Raw genomic sequence first — 20309 nt, 5'->3', positions numbered from 1 at the left:
TTTGGCCTCCCGGTTCCCCGGGGAGCAGCTGTCGCGATGTCAGCTTGATGACAAATCCTTGATGGCTCACGCGCGGCTCATTACCGTTGCCGTGCAGCGAGGGCACGGTCGATCACCGCGAACCGTGTTCGTGCAGGGGGTTTCTTTTCATCGGAACGTCGGCTCATGGGGGGTGCCGGGCAGCCGGCCAGCAGAAATAGCAGATCTCCATCCGGTTGACTCTCAAGAAGATCAGGGCGTGACGGGGGGGAACCCGCGTGCGCATGGTGAGTTGGAGAAGAGTGAACATCTATATTTCTGGGCGCGGCGGCTTTGCGGTGCAAGTCGCGGAGGCCTTGGAAGAGGCTGGTCACGTCATTTTGGGGGCCGCTTCCCCAGGTTTACGGAAGGGCCGCTCGGACGAAAGCGACCCCATGTCGTGGGACCGGTTGCGTAGCTGGTCCTTTCCTCGCGACATTCCGTGGACCGAGGCGCTGGAACTGCGGGCGCACCACATCCCGGAAAAGGTCGACGTCATCGTCGCCGCGCACTCCCACGCCTTCATCGGGCGGCGGACCCGGGCCCGCGCCCGCGTCGCCGCGATCGGCTACCACCCGAGCCTGCTGCCCCTCCACCGCGGCCGGGACGCCATCCGCTGGACCATCCGCGACGGTGACCGGGCGACGGGCGGCACCGTCTACCACCTGACCGAGCGCACTGACGGCGGGCCCATCGCGGCCCAGGAGCACGTCCTCGTACCGCCGGGGTCCACCGCCGAGTCGCTGTGGCGCGAGCACCTCGCCCCGCTCGGCGTGCGCCTGATGCTCAGGGTGCTCGACGACCTGGCCAACGACATCCGCATCGAGGTCCCCCAGGACGAGGCGCTGGCCACCTGGGAGCCGGCGATGGACTCGGCGCCGCTGTACAAGCCCGAACTGATCGCCCTGCCGGGCAACAGCACCGCGTCCACCGGCGACAAGTGGGCCCTCATCGAGCGGTGAGCGTCCCGCGCCACCACACGTCTTCGTCGACCACGCATGACGAAAGGCTTCTGCAGCATGTCTCCGTACGACAAGTTCGTGACCGTCGATGTGCTGGACGAGCAGGTCCTGAGTGACCTCTTCGCCCTCAAGAGCATCGCCGTCCGCGTTCCCGAATTCTATGACGCCACCTATTGCAAGGCCCTCGCGGACCTGATGTACCAGGAGATCGACAACACCGCGGGTGCCGGTATCTACGAAAGCAACATCGACTCCTTCTGGAATGTCACCAAGGACCCGGAGCGGCGCAGCCGGTATCTCTCCAGCACCCTTCCGCTGCTGAATCGGATGCGTCGGCTGAGCGCCCCCCACCCGTCACCCGTCGACCACCTCCGGGTGGCCTTCGACGAAAGCTGGCCGGGTGGTTCCACGCTCATGACGCTCGACGGTTCGAAGATGCCGCTCGGCATCACCCGCGTATGGCGCGCCGGCAGTGAGGGGTTACCCCATCAGGACGTGCTGCGACGGGAATTCGACGACCCCATGGCTCATTCTCTGCTCGGTCAGCTCGGCGTGAACATCTACCTCGACACCGCCGACGAGGGCGGTGAGCTCGAAGTGTGGGACCACGTCATTTCCGACGAGGAATACGCGGGAATGGCCGACAAGTATCCGGGAAGTTACGGGTATCCCCGCGAGATGCTCCCCGAGGAGTCCGTGCTGATCTCTCCGGAGCCCGGCGACCTCATCCTCATCAACGCCGCGTGCGTGCACGCCATCCGCACCATCGCCGCGGGCCGCCGGATCACCGTCTCCGGCTTCGTCGGCAACTACGGCCCGGACCTTCCCCTGCGCTGCTGGAGCTGAGTGTGACCATGTCCCCGACCTCCCCGTCCCCGCTGACCCCGGACGAGCTCGCCGCGCGGCTCGACGGGATCGAGCTGCCCGACCCGCTGGGCTTCGGCCGGCTGATGGCGCCCGTGATGTCCGTGGCGTACCACCGCGACGGCGCCTGGGAGACCCCCCAGCTCACCGCCCTGAACCCGCTCCCGCTGGCGCCGCACACCCAGGCCCTCCACTACGGCCAGGCGATCTTCGAGGGGATGAAGGCGTACCGGAACCTCGGCGACGCCTTCGACGCCCCCTCGCTGCTGTTCCGACCGCACGAGCACGCCCGCCGCTTCAACCGCTCCGCCATCCGCCTGGGCATGCCCGAGCTGGACGAGCAGGTCTTCGTCAGCGCGCTGGAGGAGCTGGTCGCCGTCCTGGAGCGGCTGGTGCCGGCGCGGCAGGGCCAGTCCCTCTACCTGCGGCCCACCATGTTCGGCGCGACGCCGGACCTGTCCGTGGTGCCCTCCACCGAGTTCTGCTTCGTGGTCCTCGCCACCCCCTCCGACGCCTTCTTCACCGCCCCCATCTCGGCGTGGATCGAGCGCCACTTCAGCCGCGCCGGCGCCGGCGGCACAGGCAACGTGAAGGCGGCGGGCAACTACGCGGCCAGCTTCGCCGCGGCGGCCCCGCTCCGCGAGAACGGCTTCCAGCAGCTCATCTGGCTGGACGCCGTGGAGCACCGGTACGTCGAGGAGTTCACGGCGATGAACCTCTTCACGCGCCGCGGCGACGTCCTGGTCACCCCGCCGCTCTCCGACACGATCCTCGCGGGCATCACCCGCGACAGCCTCCTCACCCTCGGCCCGTCCTTCGGGCTGAAGATGGAGGAGCGGCCCATCGACATCCACGAGCTGACCGACGCCATCGCGGCGGGCGAGGACGTCGAGGTCTTCGGCTGCGGCACCGGCGCGGTCGTCGCCCCGGTCGAACTGCTCGGCGACGAGACCGGCCTGCGCCTGCCGCTGCCGGACCGGACCACCGCCCTCGACCTGCGCGAGCGCCTGCTCGGCATCCAGCACGGCATCTCCCCGGCACCCGACGGCTGGCAGTGGCCGGTCGCGGCGCTCCCCGACGGCCCCCGCTCGTAAGGCACGCAGACGATGACCCAGACCCCCGGTACGACCGCCAACGACACCGCCGACGGCACCCTGTACGTCGTCGTCACCAACCACGAGGAGCAGTACTCCCTGTGGCCGGCCCACCGTGAGCTGCCGCCCGGCTGGCAGGCCCGCACCCCTCCGCAGGACCGGCAGAGCTGCCTGGACCACATCAACGAGCACTGGGTCGACATGCGCCCTCTGAGCCTGCGGGAGCGGGAGCGCCGCCCGTGATCCTGTTCTGCGTCCCGTACGCGGGAGGCGGCACGGAGGCGTACGACGGATGGTACGAGGCGCTCGCGCCGGTGGCCGAGGTGCGCGTCGTGGAACTCCCGGGCCGCGGTACGCGTTTCGGCCACCCCCTCGCCGAAGCCATGCCGGACCTCGTCGCCGACCTGGCGGGGCAGTGCGAGGGCCCCTCCCGGGAGCCCTTCGCCCTGTTCGGCTACAGCTTCGGCTCGTACGTGGCCTACGCCCTCTCGCTGCACCTGGCGCGGCGGGGCCGCGTACCGCGCCGGCTGTTCGCCGGCGGCTCGAGGGCCCCCTTCCTGCCGCCGCGCGACCGGCCCCGCCACCTCATGGCGGACGCCGAACTCATCACGGAGCTGCGGGCGCTGAACGGCACCGACCCGCAGGTCCTGGCCAGCGCCGAGCTGATGGCGCTGTACCTGCCCATCCTGCGGGCCGACCTCAAGGTCGCCGAGACCTTCGGCGGGGCGGAGCCCACGCCCTGCCCGCTGACCGTGTTCGGAGCGAACCGGGACCCTCTCGTCCCGACCGGGGACCTGCACGCCTGGGCCCGGCTCGGGGGCCCCGAGACCGAGGTGCACGTCTACGACGGAGACCACTTCGTCATCCGCTCCGAGCGGTCCCGAATCTGCCGTGCGGTGCGCGCGGACCTGACGCTCGACGCACTGAACGCGGCGTCCTGACCCTGACGAAGCCGGCCACCGAGGACGCCCAGCCATGAACCCTGACGTGACCACCCCCTTCCCGACCACCAGCGCCCAGCAGCGACTGTGGTTCCTCCAGGAGCGGCACCCCGACAGCCGCGCCTACACCGTCACCGAGGCGGTGTGGCTGCGCGGCGGGCTCGACCCGGACGCCCTGGAACGCGCGCTCGCCGCGGTCGTCGCCCGCCACGACCAGCTCCGCGCCGTCTTCCTCACGCGCGACGGCGAGCCCGCGCAGCGCGTGGTGCCCGCGGCCGAGCAGCCCTTCCGGCTCGCCCGGCACGCCGTGCCCCGCGACGGGGTGTCCCGGTGGCTCGCCGAGCAGACCGCCGTCCCCTTCGACCTCGCAAGCGGCCCGCTCCACCGGGCGGCCCTCCTCGACCTCGGCGGGGACGAGTGGGTGCTCGCCTTCGCCGTGCACCACATCGTCACCGACGGCTGGTCCGCCGAGCTGTTCTTCGACGAACTGGCGTCGGCCTACCGCCAGCTCGTCGACGGCGCCGAGCACGTCCGCTGGGAGCAGCCGCCCGGCGACTACCGCGAGGCCGTCGCCGAGGAGCGCCGCAGGCTCGCGTCACCCGGCCACGCCGACCGGCTCGACGCGGCGGCCGCCGCGCTGTCCGGCGCGCCGCTCGCCCTCGACCTGCCCCTCACCACCGCCACCGCCACCGAGCCGGCCCCCGCCGCCGTGCACCGTGGCCGGCTGCCCGACGAACTCGTCAAGCGGGTCGAGGTGTACGCCGCCGAGTGCGGGGCCACGCTGTTCATGCTGTACGCCGCCGCGTACGCCGCCCTCCTCTCCCGCTGGACCGGGCAGGACGAGGTGGTGTTCGGGCTGCCCGAGTCCGGCCGGGGGGACGCCGCCACCCACGCCACGTACGGCCTCTTCGTCAACACGCTGCCGCTGCGCGTCCGGATCGGCGCGGACGACGACTGGAACGCGCTGGTCGCCCGCGTACGCGACGCCGCCCTGGACGCCTACACGTACGCCGACGTGCCGCTGGACCAGCTCGCCGCCCGGCTCGGCGAACTGCCGCTCCAGGCCCTGCTGGTGGTCCAGCCCGACGACATGCCGCTGCCCGAGCTGCCCGGCGTGGAGGCCGCGCGGCTGCCCGTGGACCACCACCACACCAAGTTCGACCTGCTCCTCCAGGTGGATCAGGGGCGGCTCGTCGGCGCCGACGGCGGGGAGCCCGAGCACGGCACCTTCGCCGCCCTGGAGTACCGCGCCGACACCCTCGGCGCCGCGCCCGCCGCGCGGATGCTGGAGCACTGGCGGCAGATCCTGGAGACGATGGTCGCCACGCCGGACGCGCCCGTCGCCGCTCCGGCCTTCGACACGCTCGCCGACCGGGCGCTGCTCGCCCCGTCGCGGCGGCTCGCCCCGGCCCCCGACCCGGTCGACCCGGTGGCCGCCTTCGCCCGGCACGCCGCGGAGCGGCCCGCCGCCCCCGCCGTGTGGACGGGCCACGACGCCCTCGACTACGCCGGGCTCGCCGCCCGCGTCGGCGCCGTGCAGAGCGCCCTGCGGGACGCCGGCGTCGGCCCCGGCGACTTCGTCGGCGTCTGCCTGCGCCGTACGCCCGACCTGGTCGCCGCGCTGATGGCGGTGATCCGGCTCGGCGCCGCCTACGTACCGCTCGACGCGGGATACCCGCCCGAGCGGCTGCGCTTCATCGCCCGAGACGCGCGCTGCCGCCTCGTCCTCACCCAGCCGGAGACCCGCGACGTCCTGCCCGGGGACGCGGGCCCGCTGCTCGACGTCACCACCGTGCCGCCCGTCGACGGCCTGCCCGACGCCGTCCCGGCCCACGACGAGCGGATCGCGTACCTCATTTACACCTCCGGCTCCACCGGCCGTCCCAAGGGCGTCGCCATCCCGCACCGCGCTCTGCGCGCCTTCCTCGGCTGGGCCCGCGACCACTTCACCCCGGAGGACCTGGCCGTGGTCCTCGCGGGCACCTCCGTCAGCTTCGACCTGTCCGTCTTCGAGATCTTCCTGCCGCTCGCCACGGGCGGCTCGCTGCGCCTCGTCGACAACGCCCTCCAGCTCGCCGAGCAGCCCGGCACCGCCCCCACCCTCGTCAACACCGTGCCGTCCGCCATGACGGAGCTGCTGCGCGCCGACGCCCTCCCGGCGGACGTCCGCGTCGTCAACCTGGCGGGTGAGGCGCTGCCCCGCACCCTCGCCGACGCCGTCCACGCGCGCTGCCCGCGGGCCCGGCTGCTCAACCTGTACGGCCCCTCCGAGGACACCACCTACTCGACCTGGCACGAGGTTCCCCGCGACAGTGCCGACGAGCCGCTGATCGGCCTGCCGGTCGCCGGTACCAACGCGTACGTCCTCGACTCCCGGCTCACCCCCGTTCCCCCGGGGGCCGACGGCGAGCTCTTCCTCGGCGGCCTCGGCGTCGCCCAGGGCTACCTGGACCGCCCCGGCCTCACCGCCGAGCGCTTCCTGCCCGACCCCTTCGGCGGGGTCCCCGGCGCCCGTATGTACCGCACCGGCGACCGGGTGCGCACCACCGAGAGCGGCGAGCTGCGCTACCTCGGCCGCTACGACCACCAGGTCAAGCTGCGCGGGTTCCGCATCGAGACGGGCGAGATCGAGAGCCGCGCCCGCGAGGTCGAGGGCGTCACCCAGGCCCTCGTCGTGCCGCGCGAGGTCGCCGGCACCCCGCACCTCGTCTGCTACTGGACCGGCGGCGCCGACCCGGCGGCCGTCCGCGCCGCACTGACCGCCGAACTGCCCGCGTACATGGTCCCCGGCCACTGGGTGCCACTCGACGCGTTCCCGCTCAACGCCAACGGCAAGATCGACCGCGCCGCGCTGCCCGACCCCGCCCAGGACACCGGCGAGGCGGCCGAGCCGGCCACCGCCACCGAGCGCGAGGTCGCTCTCCTGATGGCCGGCCTGACCGGCAGCGGCCCGCTCGGCCCGCACGCCGACTTCTTCGCCCTCGGCGGCCACTCCCTCCTCGCGATGCGCCTGATGACGGCCGTACGGGACCGGCTGGGCGCGGAGATCGTGCTCGGCGACGTCTTCCGCCACCGCACGGTCCGCGCCCTCGCCGCCCACGTCGACGGCGCCCTCGCCCGGGAGGCCGCCCTGCCGCCGCTGCGCCGCCGGGAGGGCCGGGGCCACGCCCCGCTCTCCTTCGCCCAGGAGCGGATGTGGCTCGTCGAGCAGTTGCGGCCCGGCAGCCCGATGCTCAACGTCGGTGTCGCCGTCCGCACCACCGGCCCCCTCGACCGCGCCGCGCTCGACCGGGCCCTGGACGCCCTGACCACCCGCCACGAGGCGCTGCGGCTGCGGATCGACCGGGGCCCCGACGGCGCCCTGCGCCAGTGGGCCGTCGACCACCAGCGGACCACGGCCCGCGTCCTCGCGTCCGACGGCGACGACACCACGGCCCGCCTGCTGCGCGACGCCCTCGCCGAGCCCTTCGACCTGGCGACCGAGGCCCCGGCGCGCTGGCTGCTCGTCGAGGAGCCGCCCGCGCCTGACGGTCGCGTCCGCCAAGTCGTCGCTCTCGTCATCCACCACGTCGTCGCCGACGCCTGGTCCCTGCGGCTCCTCCTCGACGAGCTGTTCCGCGACTACGCCGCCGGCGCGCGGCAGCCGTCCGGCGGGCACCGGCTGTCCGTCCTCGACCACGGCACCTGGCAGCGCCGCCACCTCGACCGCCCGGCCGTCGCCCGCCGCGACCTCGCCCACTGGCAGGAACGGCTCGCGGACCTGCCCGAGCGGCTGCGGCTCGCCTTCGACCACCCGCCGGCCGAGGCGGTCTCCTACCGGGGTGCCCGCCTCACCCGCAGGCTCTCCGACGAGGCCGTGGAGCGCCTGCTGGCCCTCGGGCGGGAGGCCGGGGCCACCCCCTTCATGACCGTCCTCGCCCTCTACCAGGGCCTGATGTCCCGTTTGTCGGGGCAGGACGACGTCGTCGTGGGCACGCCCATCGCCAACCGGGACCAGTCGGGCACCGAGGACCTCGTCGGCTGCCTCCTCAACACCCTGGCCCTGCGCAGCGACCACAGCGACTCGCCGTCCTACCGCGCCCTGCTGGAGCAGAGCCGGCAGGAGTGCCTGACCGCCTTCGCCCACCAGCAGACGCCCTTCGAGCTGGTGGTCGCCGCCCTCGGCGCCGAGCGGACCCTCGAGCACACGCCCGTCTTCCAGACGATGTTCGTCCTCGACTCCACCGTGCTCCTCCCGCCGCGCGTCCCCGGCCTGGAGACCGCCCGCTTCGACGTGCCGCCCGTCGCCACCCAGTACGACGTCACGCTCATGGTGGGCCGCGACGCCGACGGCTGGCACGCCACCTGGGACTACCGCACCGACCTCTTCGAGGCCGACACGGTCGCCTGCTACGCCGACTGCTTCGAGACCCTCCTCGACGCGGCCGGCCGGAACGCCGACGCGCCCCTCGACGGGCTGCCGCTGAGCACGCCCGCCCGGGAGCGCGCCGCCCTCGACCGGGGCCGCCCCGCGGCCACCCCGGTCCCGGCGACCCTCCCGGACCTCTTCGCAGAGCGGGTCGCCGCCCACCCCGACGCGCCCGCCCTCCGGGACGACGACGGCGTCCTCACGTACCGCGAGCTCGACCGGGCCGCGGAACTGCTCGCCGCCCGCGTCACCGCCCACGGCGTCCGCCCCGACGACCGGGTGGCCATCGTCCTGCCCCGCTCCCGCGCCTCCGTGACCGCGCTGCTCGCCGTCGCCAAGGCGGGGGCCGCGTTCCTCTGCCTCGACCCGGCCCTGCCCGCCGAGCGCATGGAGTGGATCGCCCGCGACGCCGGCGTACGGCTGCGGATCACCGACGCCGACTTCGCCGGCCGGCTCCCGGACACCCTGCCGGCCGTGCGCGTGGACGAGCCGTCCGACGCAGCCGCCGCGCCGCTCGACGGCGCCGCCCGCGGCACGACGCCGGAGCACCTCGCGTACGTCATCTACACCTCCGGCTCCACCGGCACCCCCAAGGGCGTCCTCCTCACCCACCGCGGCCTGGCACAGCTGCGCGACCTGCACCGCGAGGCGTTCGGCGCGGGACCCGGCTCCCACGTCCTGCAGTACGCCCCGTACTCCTTCGACGCCTCCGTGTGGGAGTGCGTCATGGGCCTGCTCACCGGCGCCTGCCTCCACCTCACCCACCCCGACCGGCTGCTGCCCGGCACCCCGCTGGAGGAGACCCTCGCCGAGCGGTCCATCACCCACCTCACGATGCCGCCGTCCAATCTCGCCATGCTGCGCACCCTCCCCGGCAGCCTGCGCCACCTCGTCCTCGCCGGCGAGGCGTTCCCCGCGGAACTCGCGCAGCGCTGGGGCGGCACGGTCCACCTGTGGAACGCGTACGGACCGAGCGAGGCCACCGTCTGCGGTACCGTCCAGGACTGCGCCGGCCTGCCGCCCGGCCGTTCCCCGAGCATCGGCCGCGCCTTCCCCGGCGCCGAGGCGTACGTCATGGACGCCGCGCTCAACGTGCTGCCGCCCGGCGTGCCCGGCGAACTGCACCTCGGCGGCCAGGGCCTGGCCCGCGGCTACCTGGGCCGGCCGGGGCTGACCGCCGAGAAGTTCGTGCCCCACCCGCACCCCCGCACCCCCGACGAACGCCTCTACCGCACCGGCGACCTGGCCCGGCTCACCGCCGACGGCGAGATCGAGTTCCTCGGCCGGGTGGACGACCAGGTGAAACTGCGCGGCATCCGCGTCGAACCCGGCGAGATCGAACGCACCCTCGCCGGACTCGACCCCCGGATCGCCGACGCGGCCGTCCTCGTCGCCGGTGACGGCGGGGACCGGCACCTCGTCGGTTTCGTCGCGGGCCCGGCGGACCTCGACCCCCGGGCGCTGCGCGACGCGCTCGCCGCCCGGCTCCCCGGCTACATGGTCCCCGCCTGGCTGGACCGGCTCGACGCGTTCCCCCTCACCGGCAACGGCAAGCTCGACCGCAAGGCCCTCGCGCGGGTCGCCGAGGGCAGGCGCCACCGCACTGCACCGGCCGCGCCCCCGCGCGGGCCGCTGGAGCAGGAGATCGCCGCGATCTGGCGGGAGCTGCTGCCCGACACCGAGATCGGGCGGGAGGACACCTTCTTCGCGGTCGGCGGCACCTCCCTGACCCTGACGCGGCTCCACGAACGCCTCGACACCCGCTACCCAGGCGCGATCCGGCTCGTCGACCTCTTCCGGCTCAACACCGTCTCCGCCATCGCCGGCGCCCTGGAAGAGACCGGCGCCGCCGCGCCGGCCGCCGCCGACCTCAGCTTCCGACTCTGATGAGGCCCGACATGGACCATGCCCCTGCCCAGCCCATCGCCATCGTGGGCATCGCCGCGGCCCTCCCGGGCGGGGGCGGCGACCTGGACCGGTTCGCCGCCCTCCTGGAGGACCGCGCCGACCTGGTGCGCCCCGTCCCCGCGGACCGGCGCCGCGACGCGGGTACCGCTCCCGGCACCCCTCTGTCGGAGGCGGCCCTCCTGGACCGCGTGGACACCTTCGACCACGCCTTCTTCGGGCTCTCCCTGCGCGAGACCCGGCAGATGGACCCGCAGCAGCGGCTCCTGCTCGAACTGACCTGCAAGGCCGTCTGGGACGCCGGCCGCGCCCTGTCCGACCTGCGCGGCAGCCGCACGGCGGTGATCTTCGGAACCGGCCGCGAGACCTACTCGGAGCTCATCGGCCCGGCCGCCGCGCCCCTGATCACCGGGCTCCTCCCTGCCGCCCAGGCCGGCCGGGTGGCCCACCTGCTCGACCTGCGCGGCCCCGCCCTCACCGTGGACACGGCCTGCTCGTCCACGCTCGCCGCCGTGCACGAGGCCTGCCGCAGGCTCGCGTACGACGAGGCCGACTGGGCCGTCACCGGCGGTGTGCGCGTCCTGTGCAGCCCGCCCGAGCCGACCGCCCCCGGCAGCGAGAGCATCGTCTCCCCGGGCGGCCGGGCCCGCAGTTTCGACGCCGCCGCCGACGGAACCGGCCTCGGCGAGGGAGGCGCGGTCTTCCTGCTCAAGACCCTCGCCCGCGCGGAGGAGGACGGCGACCCGGTCCACGCGGTCATCCTCGGCGGCGCCGCCAACCACGACGGCGCCCGCAGCAACGGCTTCGCCGCGCCCAGCGCCCGGGCCCAGGAGGAGCTGCTCCTGGAGGCGTGGCGGGCCGCCGGCGTGCACCCCAACTCCCTCGGCCTGATCGAGGCCCACGGCACCGGCACCCGGCTCGGTGACCCCATCGAGTTCGAGGCCCTCACCGCGGCCTTCGCCCGCCGCACCGAACGCACCGGCTTCTGCGTCCTCAGCTCCGTCAAGTCCAACATCGGGCACCTCGACTCGGCGGCGGGCGCGGCCGGACTCCTCAAGGCCGTGGTGGCGCTGCGCTCCGGACGCCGCTACGCCTCCGCCCACTTCACCGAGCCCAACCCGCTGCTCGACACGAGCCGTTCGGCCCTGCGCCTCTCGACGCGCACCGAACCCTGGGAGGGTGTCGCGCAGCGCCGCGCCGGAGTGAGCGCCTTCGGCCTGACCGGCACCAACGTGCACCTCGTCCTGGAGCAGGCGCCGGTCGCGCCCCGCGAGACCCCCGCCGGGGACCGCCGGCTCCTGGTGCCGCTCTCCGCGCGCGGCGAGACGGCCCTGCGCCGCCACGCGGCCCGGCTCGCCGCCCACCTGCGGGCCCACCCCGAGCCCGCGGCCCTCGCCGACCTGGCCTTCGTGCAGGCCACCGGGCGCGACCACGAACGCTGGCGGGCCAGCGTCACCGCCGCCACGCCCGAGGAGGCCGCCGAGGCGCTGGAGCGGCTGGCCTCCGGCGCCGCCCCGGTCAGCCACGCGCCGGACGCCACCGCGCTGGTCACACTGCTGTCCCACGAGGACGCCACCGAACCGGGCGCGGCCTCCGCCTGGACCGGTGCCTTCCCGGCGCTCGCCGACTGGCGCGCCGAACGCACCGCCGGGGTCGCCGCCGCCGAGCCGACCGCCGCCGAGCGGGACGCCGCGGAACGGCTGGTCGACCGCCTGCTCCCCGTACGGGCCCTGTTCGAGGCCGGGGTACCCGACCGCATCGTCATCGGGCACGGCAGCGGCAACCTCCTCGTGGACCTGCTGCGCGGCGAGACCGACCCGCTCGGCGCGGCCCGCGGACCCGCCGTCCCGGAGCCGGTCGCCGACCCGGACGCCCAGCGCACGGAGGCCGCCTTCGCCACCATCGGCGCCCAGGGCGACCCGGTGTTCGTCGCGCCCTGGCCCGGCCGCCTGGCCCGGCTCACCTCCGAACTGGCGCGCCGCCACCGGGGCGTCCTCGTCGACGCGGCCACCGCACCGGGACAGGACCCGCGCGACCGGCTCCTGGCCGTCCTCGCCGCCCTGTACGAGGCAGGGGCGGACCTCGACTGGGCCCGCGGGGTGCGCTTCCTGGGCGGGTACGGGCGGCGGGCCTCCGTGCCGACGGACCTGTTCGAACCCGTCCGCTGCTGGACCGAACCCCGCCCGCGCGCCGCCGCCGGCGCGGAACCCCGGACCGCGCCTGCGGAGACAGTCCCGGCGGCGCACGCCTCCGAGGAGGTGTCGCGGCTCGCCGAGGACGACGGCACCGACGCCGAGCTCAAGCTCGCCGCCATCTGGTGCGACCTGCTCGAAACCGAGCAGGTCAGCCGCGAGGACGACTTCTTCGACCTGGGCGGCGACTCCCTGATGCAGGTCCAGCTCGGCAACGCCGTCGAGCGCGACTTCGGCCACGATCTGCCCTTCGACGTCGTCCACGACCACCCGCGCCTGCGGGAACTCGCCGCCTACCTGGCGGAGTCGGCCGTCGACGCCCCGCCGGAGCAGGACGACGCCGCGCCCCGGGGCCCGGTGCACGACCCGGCCCGCGACCACGCCCCCGCCACCCACTCCCAGCGGCGCATGTGGCTGCTCCAGCAGCTCGACGCCCGGTCCGGCGCCTACAACGTGTCCACCGCGTACACCCTGGACGGGCCCGTCGACGCGGAACTGCTGCGCCGCGCCTTGGACGGCCTCGCCGCCCGCCACGACGTGCTGCGCACCCGGCTCGTCCTGGAGGACGGCACCCTCGTGCAGCGTGTGGAGCCCGACGGCGGCTGGGAGTTCGAGGCGCGCGACGCCGTCACGCCCGGCCTGGACGCCGACGCGCTGCTGCGGGAGCACGCCGCCCGCCCCTTCGACCTGGCGCGCCCCGGCGCCGCCCGCGCGCTGCTGCTGACCGGGTCCGGCCGCTCGCACCTCCAGCTCGTCCTGCACCACGCGATCTGCGACGAGTGGTCGATGAACCTGCTGCTGGAGGAGCTGACCCGGGACTACGCGACGCTCCGGGCCGGGGGCACCCCGCCCGGCCGGGGCGACCGGCTCCAGTTCGCCGACTGGGCGGCCTGGGAGCACGGCCTCGACGGCACGCCCGCCCGGGCCGAGGACGCCCGCCACTGGCGGGAGGCGCTGGCCGGCGCCCCCACCACGCTGGACCTGCCGACGGACCGCCCGTACGGCGCCCAGCAGGACTACGCGGGCGCCTGGCTGCCCGTACGGGTGGAGGCCGGCACGACGGCCCGGATGCGGGAGTCGGCCCGCGCCCACGGCGGCACCCTCTACGCCTGGCTGATGACGGCGTACGCGGCGTGGCTGGCCCGGCTGACGCAGTCCGAGGACTTCCTCGTCGGGGCGCCCGTGGCCGGCCGCCACCGGGCCGAGGCGGAATCCCTCCTCGGCTGCTTCATCAACACCCTCCCGATACGGATCGACGCCAGTGGCGACCCCGCCTTCGCCGAACTGTTCGCACGGGTGCGCGATGCGCTCGCGGGTGCCTTCACCCACCAGCGCCACCCCTTCGACGCGATGGTCGAGGAGCTGGGCGTGGCCCGTGACGCCTCCCGGCCGCCGCTCGTCCAGACCGTGCTGTCCTTCCAGTCCGGCGGCGAACCGGGCGACGGCGCCCGCCTGCGCCTGGGCGACCTGCCGATGCGCCCGGCCGGCCAGGACGGCTCCGTCGCCTGGTTCGACGTGTCGGCCGTCCTGTGGGAGGCCGACGGGGGGCTCGGCGGGATTCTCGCCTACCGCACGGCGCTGTTCGACGAGGCCACCGTCAAGGGCTTCCGCCAGGACTGGCTGGCCCTCGCCGAAGCGGGCCTCGGCCGACCGCAAGCATCCATCCACGACCTGCTCGACGACGCCGCATGGTGACGGGACCTGAGGAGACGGACATGTACGACAGTCACATCGGGAGCACTCTGGGACAGGGCGTCGCCACGCTCCGCCGCGACGACCCGGAGCTCTTCGACCTCCTCGAACGGGAGCACACGCGCCAGACGGAGACGCTCTCCCTGGTCGCGTCCAGCGGCGGCACCGACCCCTCGGTCATAGCCGTCGTCGGCTCCAGCATCGTCAACGTCACCGCCGAGGGCTACCCGGGCAAGCGCTACCACGCCGGCTGCCAGTACGTGGACCAGGCGGAGGAACTGGCCGTGGAGCGCGCCAAGCGGGTCTTCGGCGCCCGATACGTCAACGTCCAGCCGCACTGCGCGAGCTTCGCCAACCACACCGTGATGCAGGCACTGCTGAAGCCCGGCGACACCATCCTCGGCATGGCCCTCGACCAGGGCGGCCACCTCACCCACGGCTCACCCGTCAACCTCAGCGGCAAGCTCTTCGACGTCCGCGCCTACGGCCTCGACGAGAAGGGCCTGATCGACTACGCGCAGCTGCGCGAACTCGCCCTGGTGCACCGGCCCAAGCTGATCGTCTGCGGCACCACGTCCTACACCCGCGTCGTGGACTTCGACCGCATCCGCGCGATCGCGGACGAGGTCGGCGCGTCCGTCCTCGCCGACATCACCCACATCGCCGGGCTGGTCGCCGCCGGGCTGCACCCCAGCCCCATCGACGCCGCCCACTTCACCACCACCTGCACCTTCAAGCAGCTCTACGGCCCGCGCGGCGGCCTCATCATGATGGGCCGCGACGCCGACCACATCCCGGAGGGCAGCAACCGCAGCCTCTCCCAGCTCGTCCAGAGCGCGGTCTTCCCGCTCATGCAGGGCTCGCCCGAGGTGCACACCATCGCCGCGAAGGCACGCGCCATGGGACGTCTGCTCCAGCCCGAGTTCAAGGAGCTGGCCGGGCGGATCCGCGCCGACGCCGACGCCCTCGCCGCCGCCCTCTCCCGGCGCGGCTACGAGGTGATCGGCGGCGGCACCGACAACCACATCGTGCTCTTCCGCGTGCCACCGCACCTCAACGGGCTCGCCGCCGAGCGGGCCCTGGAGTCCTGCCACATCCTCGTCAACAAGAACAAGATCCCAGGCGACACCCGCGGCGCCACCGTCGCCAGCGGGGTCCGCCTCGGCAGCAACACCGTCGCCCTGCGACGCATGGGTCCGGAGCAGATGGAACGCTGCGCCTCCCTCATCGACACCGTGCTCACCCACGCCCGCACCCTGCCCGGAGGCGGGAGCGAGCTGCCCGGCGAGGTCCGCGAGCAGGTCGTCTCCTCCGTCCGGGAACTCTGCCGGGACTTCCCGCTGCCGTATGCCACGGCCACCGAGAACCTCTAGGGGCACAGTTCACATGGCGAAGAACGTCGAGGCGGCCTACCCGCTCTCCCCCCTCCAGCAGGGCCTGCTCTTCCACACCCTCAGCCGGCCGGGCGAGCCCACCTACTTCGAGCAGATCCGCTGCACCATCGAGGGCGAACTCGACCGGGCGGCCTTCGAGGACGCCTGGAACTGGGCCCTGGACCGCCACCCCATCCTGCGCACCGCCTTCGCCTGGCAGCGGCTGAAGGAGCCGCTCCAGGTCGTCGGACGCACCGTCCGCACCACCCTTGACTGGGCGGACTGGCGCGGCCGGCCCGACGCCGACGACGCCTGGCAGCAGCTCCTCGAAGAGGACCGGCAGCGCGGCTTCGACATGGCCAAGGCGCCCCTGATGCGCCTGATCGCCCGCCGGACCGGCGACACGACGCACCGGTTCGTGTGGAGCCACCACCACGTCCTCCTCGACGGCTGGAGCTTCGGCCTGATCCTCCACGAGGTCCTCGGCTGCTACGCCTCCCTTGTCGGCGAGGGCCGCCCGCTCTCCCTCGAACCGGCGCGGCCCTTCGGGGACTTCATCCGATACCTCGGCGAGCGCGACTCGGCCGCCGACGAGGACTTCTGGCGCACCTACCTGCGCGGTTTCGACGCCCCCACCCGGCTCGCCGTGGACCGGGGCGAGGGCGTCCACGAGGGCGGCGGCGTCGAGGTCACCCTCTCGGCCACCCTCGACCACGCCACCAGCGCCGCCGTCCAGCAGCAGTGCGCCCGGCTCGGCGTGTCCCTCAGCGCCCTCGCGCACGCCGCGTGGGCCCGCCTCCTCGGCTCCTACAGCGGTGAGCAGGAGGTCCTCTTCGGGTCCACCACCGCGGGTCGGCCGCCCGAGCTGACCGGTGTCGAGCAGATGGTCGGCCTCTTCATCAACGCCGTGCCGCTGCGCGTGCGCATCGATCCGGCCCAGCGCGTCGGCGACTGGCTGGAGGACATCCAGCGGGACCTGTTCCGCCTCCAGGCCCACCAGTTCACCGGCCTCGCGCGGGTGCAGGAGCTGTCGGACGTCGAGCGCGGCAAACCGCTCTTCGAGACGCTGCTCAGCTTCCAGAACTACCCCCTGGACGACGGCCACAACGAGGACTGGGGCGGCATCCGCCTCACCGACTACGGCTGGAGCGGCCCCACCAACTACCCCGTCGCCGTCCGCGCCTTCCCCGGCGACGAGGTCATGCTCGTCCTCAGCTACTACCGCCACCGGCTGGACGACACCGTCGCCGAGACGATGCTCGACCAGCTCCGCAGCCTGGTCGAATGCCTCGGGAGCGCGCCGGACCGGACCGTCGGCGAGATCCCGACCGTGGCCGGCGAGCACGCCGAGCTCGTCCTGCGCTGCTGGAACGACACGGCCGCCGACTTCGACCTCGACCGCACCCTCCACGGGCTGGCCGAGCACCAGGCCGCCGTCCGGCCGGACGCCACCGCCGTCGTGGCCGGGGACGGCCGCCTCACCTACGCCGAACTCGACACGCGCGCCAACCAGGTCGCGCACCGGCTCGTCGCGCTCGGCGTCCGCCCCGGCGACCGCGTCGGCCTGTGCACCGACAAGTCCACGGCGACCGTCGCCGGCATCCTCGGCATCATGAAGGCCGGCGCCGCCTACGTCCCGCTCGACCCCGCCTACCCCGCCGAGCGCATCGCCTACATGGTGGACGACGCGGGCCTGAGCGCCCTCGTCACCTGGGGGAGCGGCGCGGACGTGGCGGGCCGGCTCGACCTGCCGTGGCTCGCCCTCGACAAGGACGCCGCCGTCGTCGCCGCGGAGCCCGCCACGCCCCTCGGGCTGACCGTGTCGCCGGAGGACTTCGCGTACGTCATCTACACCTCCGGCTCCTCCGGCCGCCCCAAGGGCGTGATGCTCGACCACCGCGGCCGGGTCAACAACATCGAGGACTACTGCCGGACCTTCGGCATGGGCCCCGACGACCGCACACTGTGCGTCTCGTCGCTGAGCTTCGACATCTCGGTCTGCGACCTGTTCTGCAGCCTCAACGCGGGCGGCGTGTTCGTCCTGCCCGAGCCCGCACGGGCCAAGGACCCCGACCACTGGCTGGACCTGGTCGAACGCGAGGGCATCACCCTGTGGCACTCCGCCCCCGCCCTCATGGACGCGCTCCTGGACGTCACCGAGGAGCGCGGCCCGCGCCCCGGCACGCTGCGGCTGACCGTCCTGGACGGCGACTGGATCCCGTTGACCCAGCCCGACCGGGTCCGCGCCTCCTTCCCCGCGGCCCGCGTCGTCAGCGCGGGCGGCGCCACCGAGCTGTCCGTCGACTCCGTCACGTACCCCGTCGGCGCCGTCGACCCCGCCTGGCGGAGCATCCCGTACGGCAGGCCCATGGCCAACCAGACCGCGTACATCGTGGACGAGCGGATGGAGCCGGCGCCCGTCGGCGTCCCCGGCGAACTGTGCCTCGGCGGCGTCGGCGTCGCCGCCGGCTACCTGGACCGGCCCGCGCTCACCGCCGAGAAGTTCATCCCCCACCCGTGGTCCGACCGGCCGGGCGACCGGCTCTACCGCACCGGCGACCTGGCCCGCTTCGGCCCCGACGGCACGATCGAGCTCCTCGGCCGGATCGACTTCCAGGTGAAGATCCGCGGCGTCCGCATCGAACTCGGCGAGATCGAGTCCGTCCTGCGCGAGCACCCCGGCGTGGACACCTGCCTGGTCGCCGCTCCCGCGGACGACGCCGGAGACCGCCGCCTGGCCGCATACGTGGTGCCCGCCGCCGGCCACCGCGCGCGGGACGACGAGGAGGGGCAGGCCGCCTTCCACGCGGAGCTGCGTGCCTGGCTGCGCCGCCGCGTGCCCGACCACCTCGTCCCCGAGGCGTTCGTACGGCTGGAACGCCTGCCGCTGACCGCCAACGGCAAGGTCAACCGGCGCGAGCTGCCCGCCCCCCGCTTCAGGGCCGCCGGCACCCGGCGCGCCGCCCCCGGCACCCCGCTGGAGACGGCCATCGCCGGGCACTGGGCAGGCGTCCTCGGCGTCGACGCGTCCGAACTCGACGTCGAGACCAGCTTCTTCGACATGGGCGGCAACTCCCTGAAGGCCCTGCGCGCCTGCCGCGTCCCCGGCCACGCGATCCCCATCACCGCGCTGTACCAGTACCGCAGCGTCCGCGCCCTCGCCGACCACCTCGGCAAGGCCGGCGACGACACCGGCCCCCTGGTCGGGCTGGGCGCCGCCACCGAGCCCGCGCCGGACACGCCGGCCGTCATCTGCGTGCCCTACGGCGGCGGCCACGCCGGTGTCTACCAGCCGCTGGCCGACGCCCTCGCCGGTCGGCTCGCCGTCCACGCCGTGCGCCTCCCGGGCCACGAGCACGACGGCGGCGACGAGCAGCTGCAGAGCGTCCCCGCCGTCGCCCGGGCCGTCGCCGAGGCCGCCCGCGACCTCAAGGACCGCCCGATCCTCGTGTACGGGCACTGCGGCGGCGTCGCCCTCGCCACCGAGATCACCCGCCTCCTGGAGGAGGACGGCCTGGACGTACGGCACCTCGTGGTGGCCGCCTCCTACCCGCCGACCGCCGGTGACGCCCTCGCCGACGACCCGTTCGCCGAGCTGACCGACCGCGAACTCGCCCGCTCCTTCGCCGAGCTGGGCGGCTTCGAGGACCTCGACGACGACGAGGCCGAGACGATCGGACGGCTCCTGCGGCACGACGGCACCGAGGCCAGGCGGTACTTCAGGCAGGCGCTCGACCAGGTCGCCCAGCGCCCCGACGGCCTGCTCCGCACCCCGCTGACCTGCCTCATCGGCGAGGACGACCCGCTGACCGAGGGGTACGCCGAGGGCTGGCGCGGCTGGGGCCTGCTCGCCCCGCGCCACGAACTCGTCGTCCTGCCCGGCGACCACTACTTCGTCCGCGGCCACGCGGACCTGGTCGCCGACCAGCTCGTCGCCGCCGCCCGCCCGGCCGCCCCCGCCCGATCCGCCGCGACCACCACGGAGGTGTCCCAGTGACCACCGCGCCGCTCGACCCGGCCGCCGACGCGCCGCCCGCCCGCCGCCTCGCCGTCCTCAACCTGATGCCGCAGGCCGAGGTCTACCTCGACTACATGGCCCAGGTGCTGCCCGCGGGCACCGACGTGCGCTGGCTGCGGGTGCGCAACCACCCCTACCGCAGCAGCGACCAGGAGATCCTCGCCGCCACCCACCACTTCTACGACGGGTCCCTCCTGGAGGACTGCGACGCCCTGCTCCTCACCGGCGCGGCGATGGACATCAACCCGGACTTCACCGCCGCCACCTACTGGGACGAGGTCGTCGAGACCCTGCGGGACGCCGACGGGCGCGTCGGTTCCATCGCCGGGGTGTGCTGGGGCGCCCAGGTCGTCGGGAAGGTCTTCTTCGATCTGGAGAAGGAACACTTTTCGGCCAAGATCTCCGGTGTCATCGAGATGACCAACATCGCCCCCGAGCACCCCCTCATGCGAGGACTGGACGACCGCTACTGGCTTCCGCAGAGCCGGTACGCGCAGATGGAGCCGAAGGGCTTCGCGAAGGCCGTCGCCGACGGCCGTCTCGTCCCCCTCGACTGGTCCGAGGAGTCCGGCCACACGACCGTCGTCTCCGCCGACGGCGCCTACCTGATGCTCCAGGGCCATCAGGACTACCCCACCGAGCGGCTGGCCGAGGAGTACTTCAACGCGCGGAAGAAGGGACAGCAGCCGCCCGTCCCGGTCAACTACGACCCCCACCACCCGGTGAACCGCTGGCGCGCCAACAACCGCGCCTTCTTCGCCGCCTGGCTGGAGCAGGCCGCCGCCCGCAGGCGGGCGCTGCGCACCGCGGCTGCCTGACCCTCCGCCCCCGCACCGCCTTCG

At 74.1% G+C, this 20309-nt stretch carries 10 protein-coding genes; all 10 read left to right on the top strand.

Annotated features, from left to right (window positions below; genetic code table 11):
• The first annotated feature begins 428 nt into the window (after positions 1 to 428).
• The 10 genes from ACSU53_RS07040 to ACSU53_RS06995 all read left to right on the top strand — a co-directional run bounded on the left by ACSU53_RS07040 (position 429) and on the right by ACSU53_RS06995 (position 20285).
• Positions 429 to 980 (top strand): formyltransferase family protein, encoded by a 552-nt coding sequence (locus ACSU53_RS07040; RefSeq protein ID WP_239473805.1) that lies wholly within the window; start codon positions 429 to 431, stop codon positions 978 to 980.
• 78 nt (positions 981 to 1058) lie between these two features.
• On the top strand, positions 1059 to 1826 hold the full coding sequence (locus ACSU53_RS07035) for a 2OG-Fe(II)-dependent halogenase WelO5 family protein (protein ID WP_205077474.1): 768 nt from the start codon (positions 1059 to 1061) through the stop codon (positions 1824 to 1826).
• A gap of 8 nt (positions 1827 to 1834) precedes the next feature.
• Positions 1835 to 2938, top strand: a complete 1104-nt coding sequence (locus tag ACSU53_RS07030; protein WP_437025648.1) for a branched-chain amino acid aminotransferase — start codon at positions 1835 to 1837, stop codon at positions 2936 to 2938.
• A 12-nt stretch (positions 2939 to 2950) separates the two neighbouring features.
• A complete protein-coding gene (locus ACSU53_RS07025; RefSeq protein WP_205077470.1) occupies positions 2951 to 3181 on the top strand; it encodes an MbtH family protein in 231 nt (76 codons plus the stop codon).
• The gene (locus tag ACSU53_RS07020) at positions 3178 to 3879 is read left to right on the top strand and encodes a thioesterase II family protein (protein WP_205077469.1); all 702 of its coding nucleotides are present in this window, start codon (positions 3178 to 3180) and stop codon (positions 3877 to 3879) included. Before ACSU53_RS07025 ends, ACSU53_RS07020 begins: the two co-directional genes overlap by 4 nt.
• Positions 3880 to 3913: 34 nt before the next feature.
• Complete coding sequence (locus ACSU53_RS07015; RefSeq protein ID WP_437025645.1) at positions 3914 to 10174, top strand: amino acid adenylation domain-containing protein; 6261 nt, start codon at positions 3914 to 3916, stop codon at positions 10172 to 10174.
• Between the two features lie 11 nt (positions 10175 to 10185).
• Positions 10186 to 14079 carry a condensation domain-containing protein gene (locus ACSU53_RS07010; protein WP_437025643.1) on the top strand — a complete coding sequence of 1298 codons (3894 nt, stop codon included), beginning with the start codon at positions 10186 to 10188 and terminating at the stop codon, positions 14077 to 14079.
• 20 nt (positions 14080 to 14099) lie between these two features.
• Positions 14100 to 15449: a serine hydroxymethyltransferase gene (glyA, locus tag ACSU53_RS07005; RefSeq protein WP_437025641.1), complete on the top strand. Its 1350-nt coding sequence runs from the start codon at positions 14100 to 14102 to the stop codon at positions 15447 to 15449.
• A gap of 13 nt (positions 15450 to 15462) precedes the next feature.
• Positions 15463 to 19446, top strand: coding sequence for a non-ribosomal peptide synthetase (locus ACSU53_RS07000; protein WP_437025639.1), 3984 nt, complete (start codon positions 15463 to 15465; stop codon positions 19444 to 19446).
• Positions 19443 to 20285 (top strand): homoserine O-acetyltransferase/O-succinyltransferase family protein, encoded by an 843-nt coding sequence (locus ACSU53_RS06995; protein ID WP_205079402.1) that lies wholly within the window; start codon positions 19443 to 19445, stop codon positions 20283 to 20285. Before ACSU53_RS07000 ends, ACSU53_RS06995 begins: the two co-directional genes overlap by 4 nt.
• Positions 20286 to 20309: the final 24 nt, after the last annotated feature.

Origin of the sequence: Streptomyces sp. enrichment culture, assembly GCF_964273255.1 — a bacterium.
Classification (GTDB): domain Bacteria; phylum Actinomycetota; class Actinomycetes; order Streptomycetales; family Streptomycetaceae; genus Streptomyces.
This window is presented reverse-complemented; position numbering and strand designations above follow the sequence as displayed.

Bases quoted from the DNA above. Each gene is read 5' to 3' on its own strand.
- ACSU53_RS07030 (WP_437025648.1), top strand. From the start codon at position 1,835: ATGTCCCCGACCTCCCCGTCCCCGCTGACCCCGGACGAGCTCGCCGCG.
- ACSU53_RS07025 (WP_205077470.1), top strand. From the start codon at position 2,951: ATGACCCAGACCCCCGGTACGACCGCCAACGACACCGCCGACGGCACC.
- ACSU53_RS07015 (WP_437025645.1), top strand. From the start codon at position 3,914: ATGAACCCTGACGTGACCACCCCCTTCCCGACCACCAGCGCCCAGCAG.
- ACSU53_RS07010 (WP_437025643.1), top strand. From the start codon at position 10,186: ATGGACCATGCCCCTGCCCAGCCCATCGCCATCGTGGGCATCGCCGCG.
- glyA (WP_437025641.1), top strand. From the start codon at position 14,100: ATGTACGACAGTCACATCGGGAGCACTCTGGGACAGGGCGTCGCCACG.
- ACSU53_RS07000 (WP_437025639.1), top strand. From the start codon at position 15,463: ATGGCGAAGAACGTCGAGGCGGCCTACCCGCTCTCCCCCCTCCAGCAG.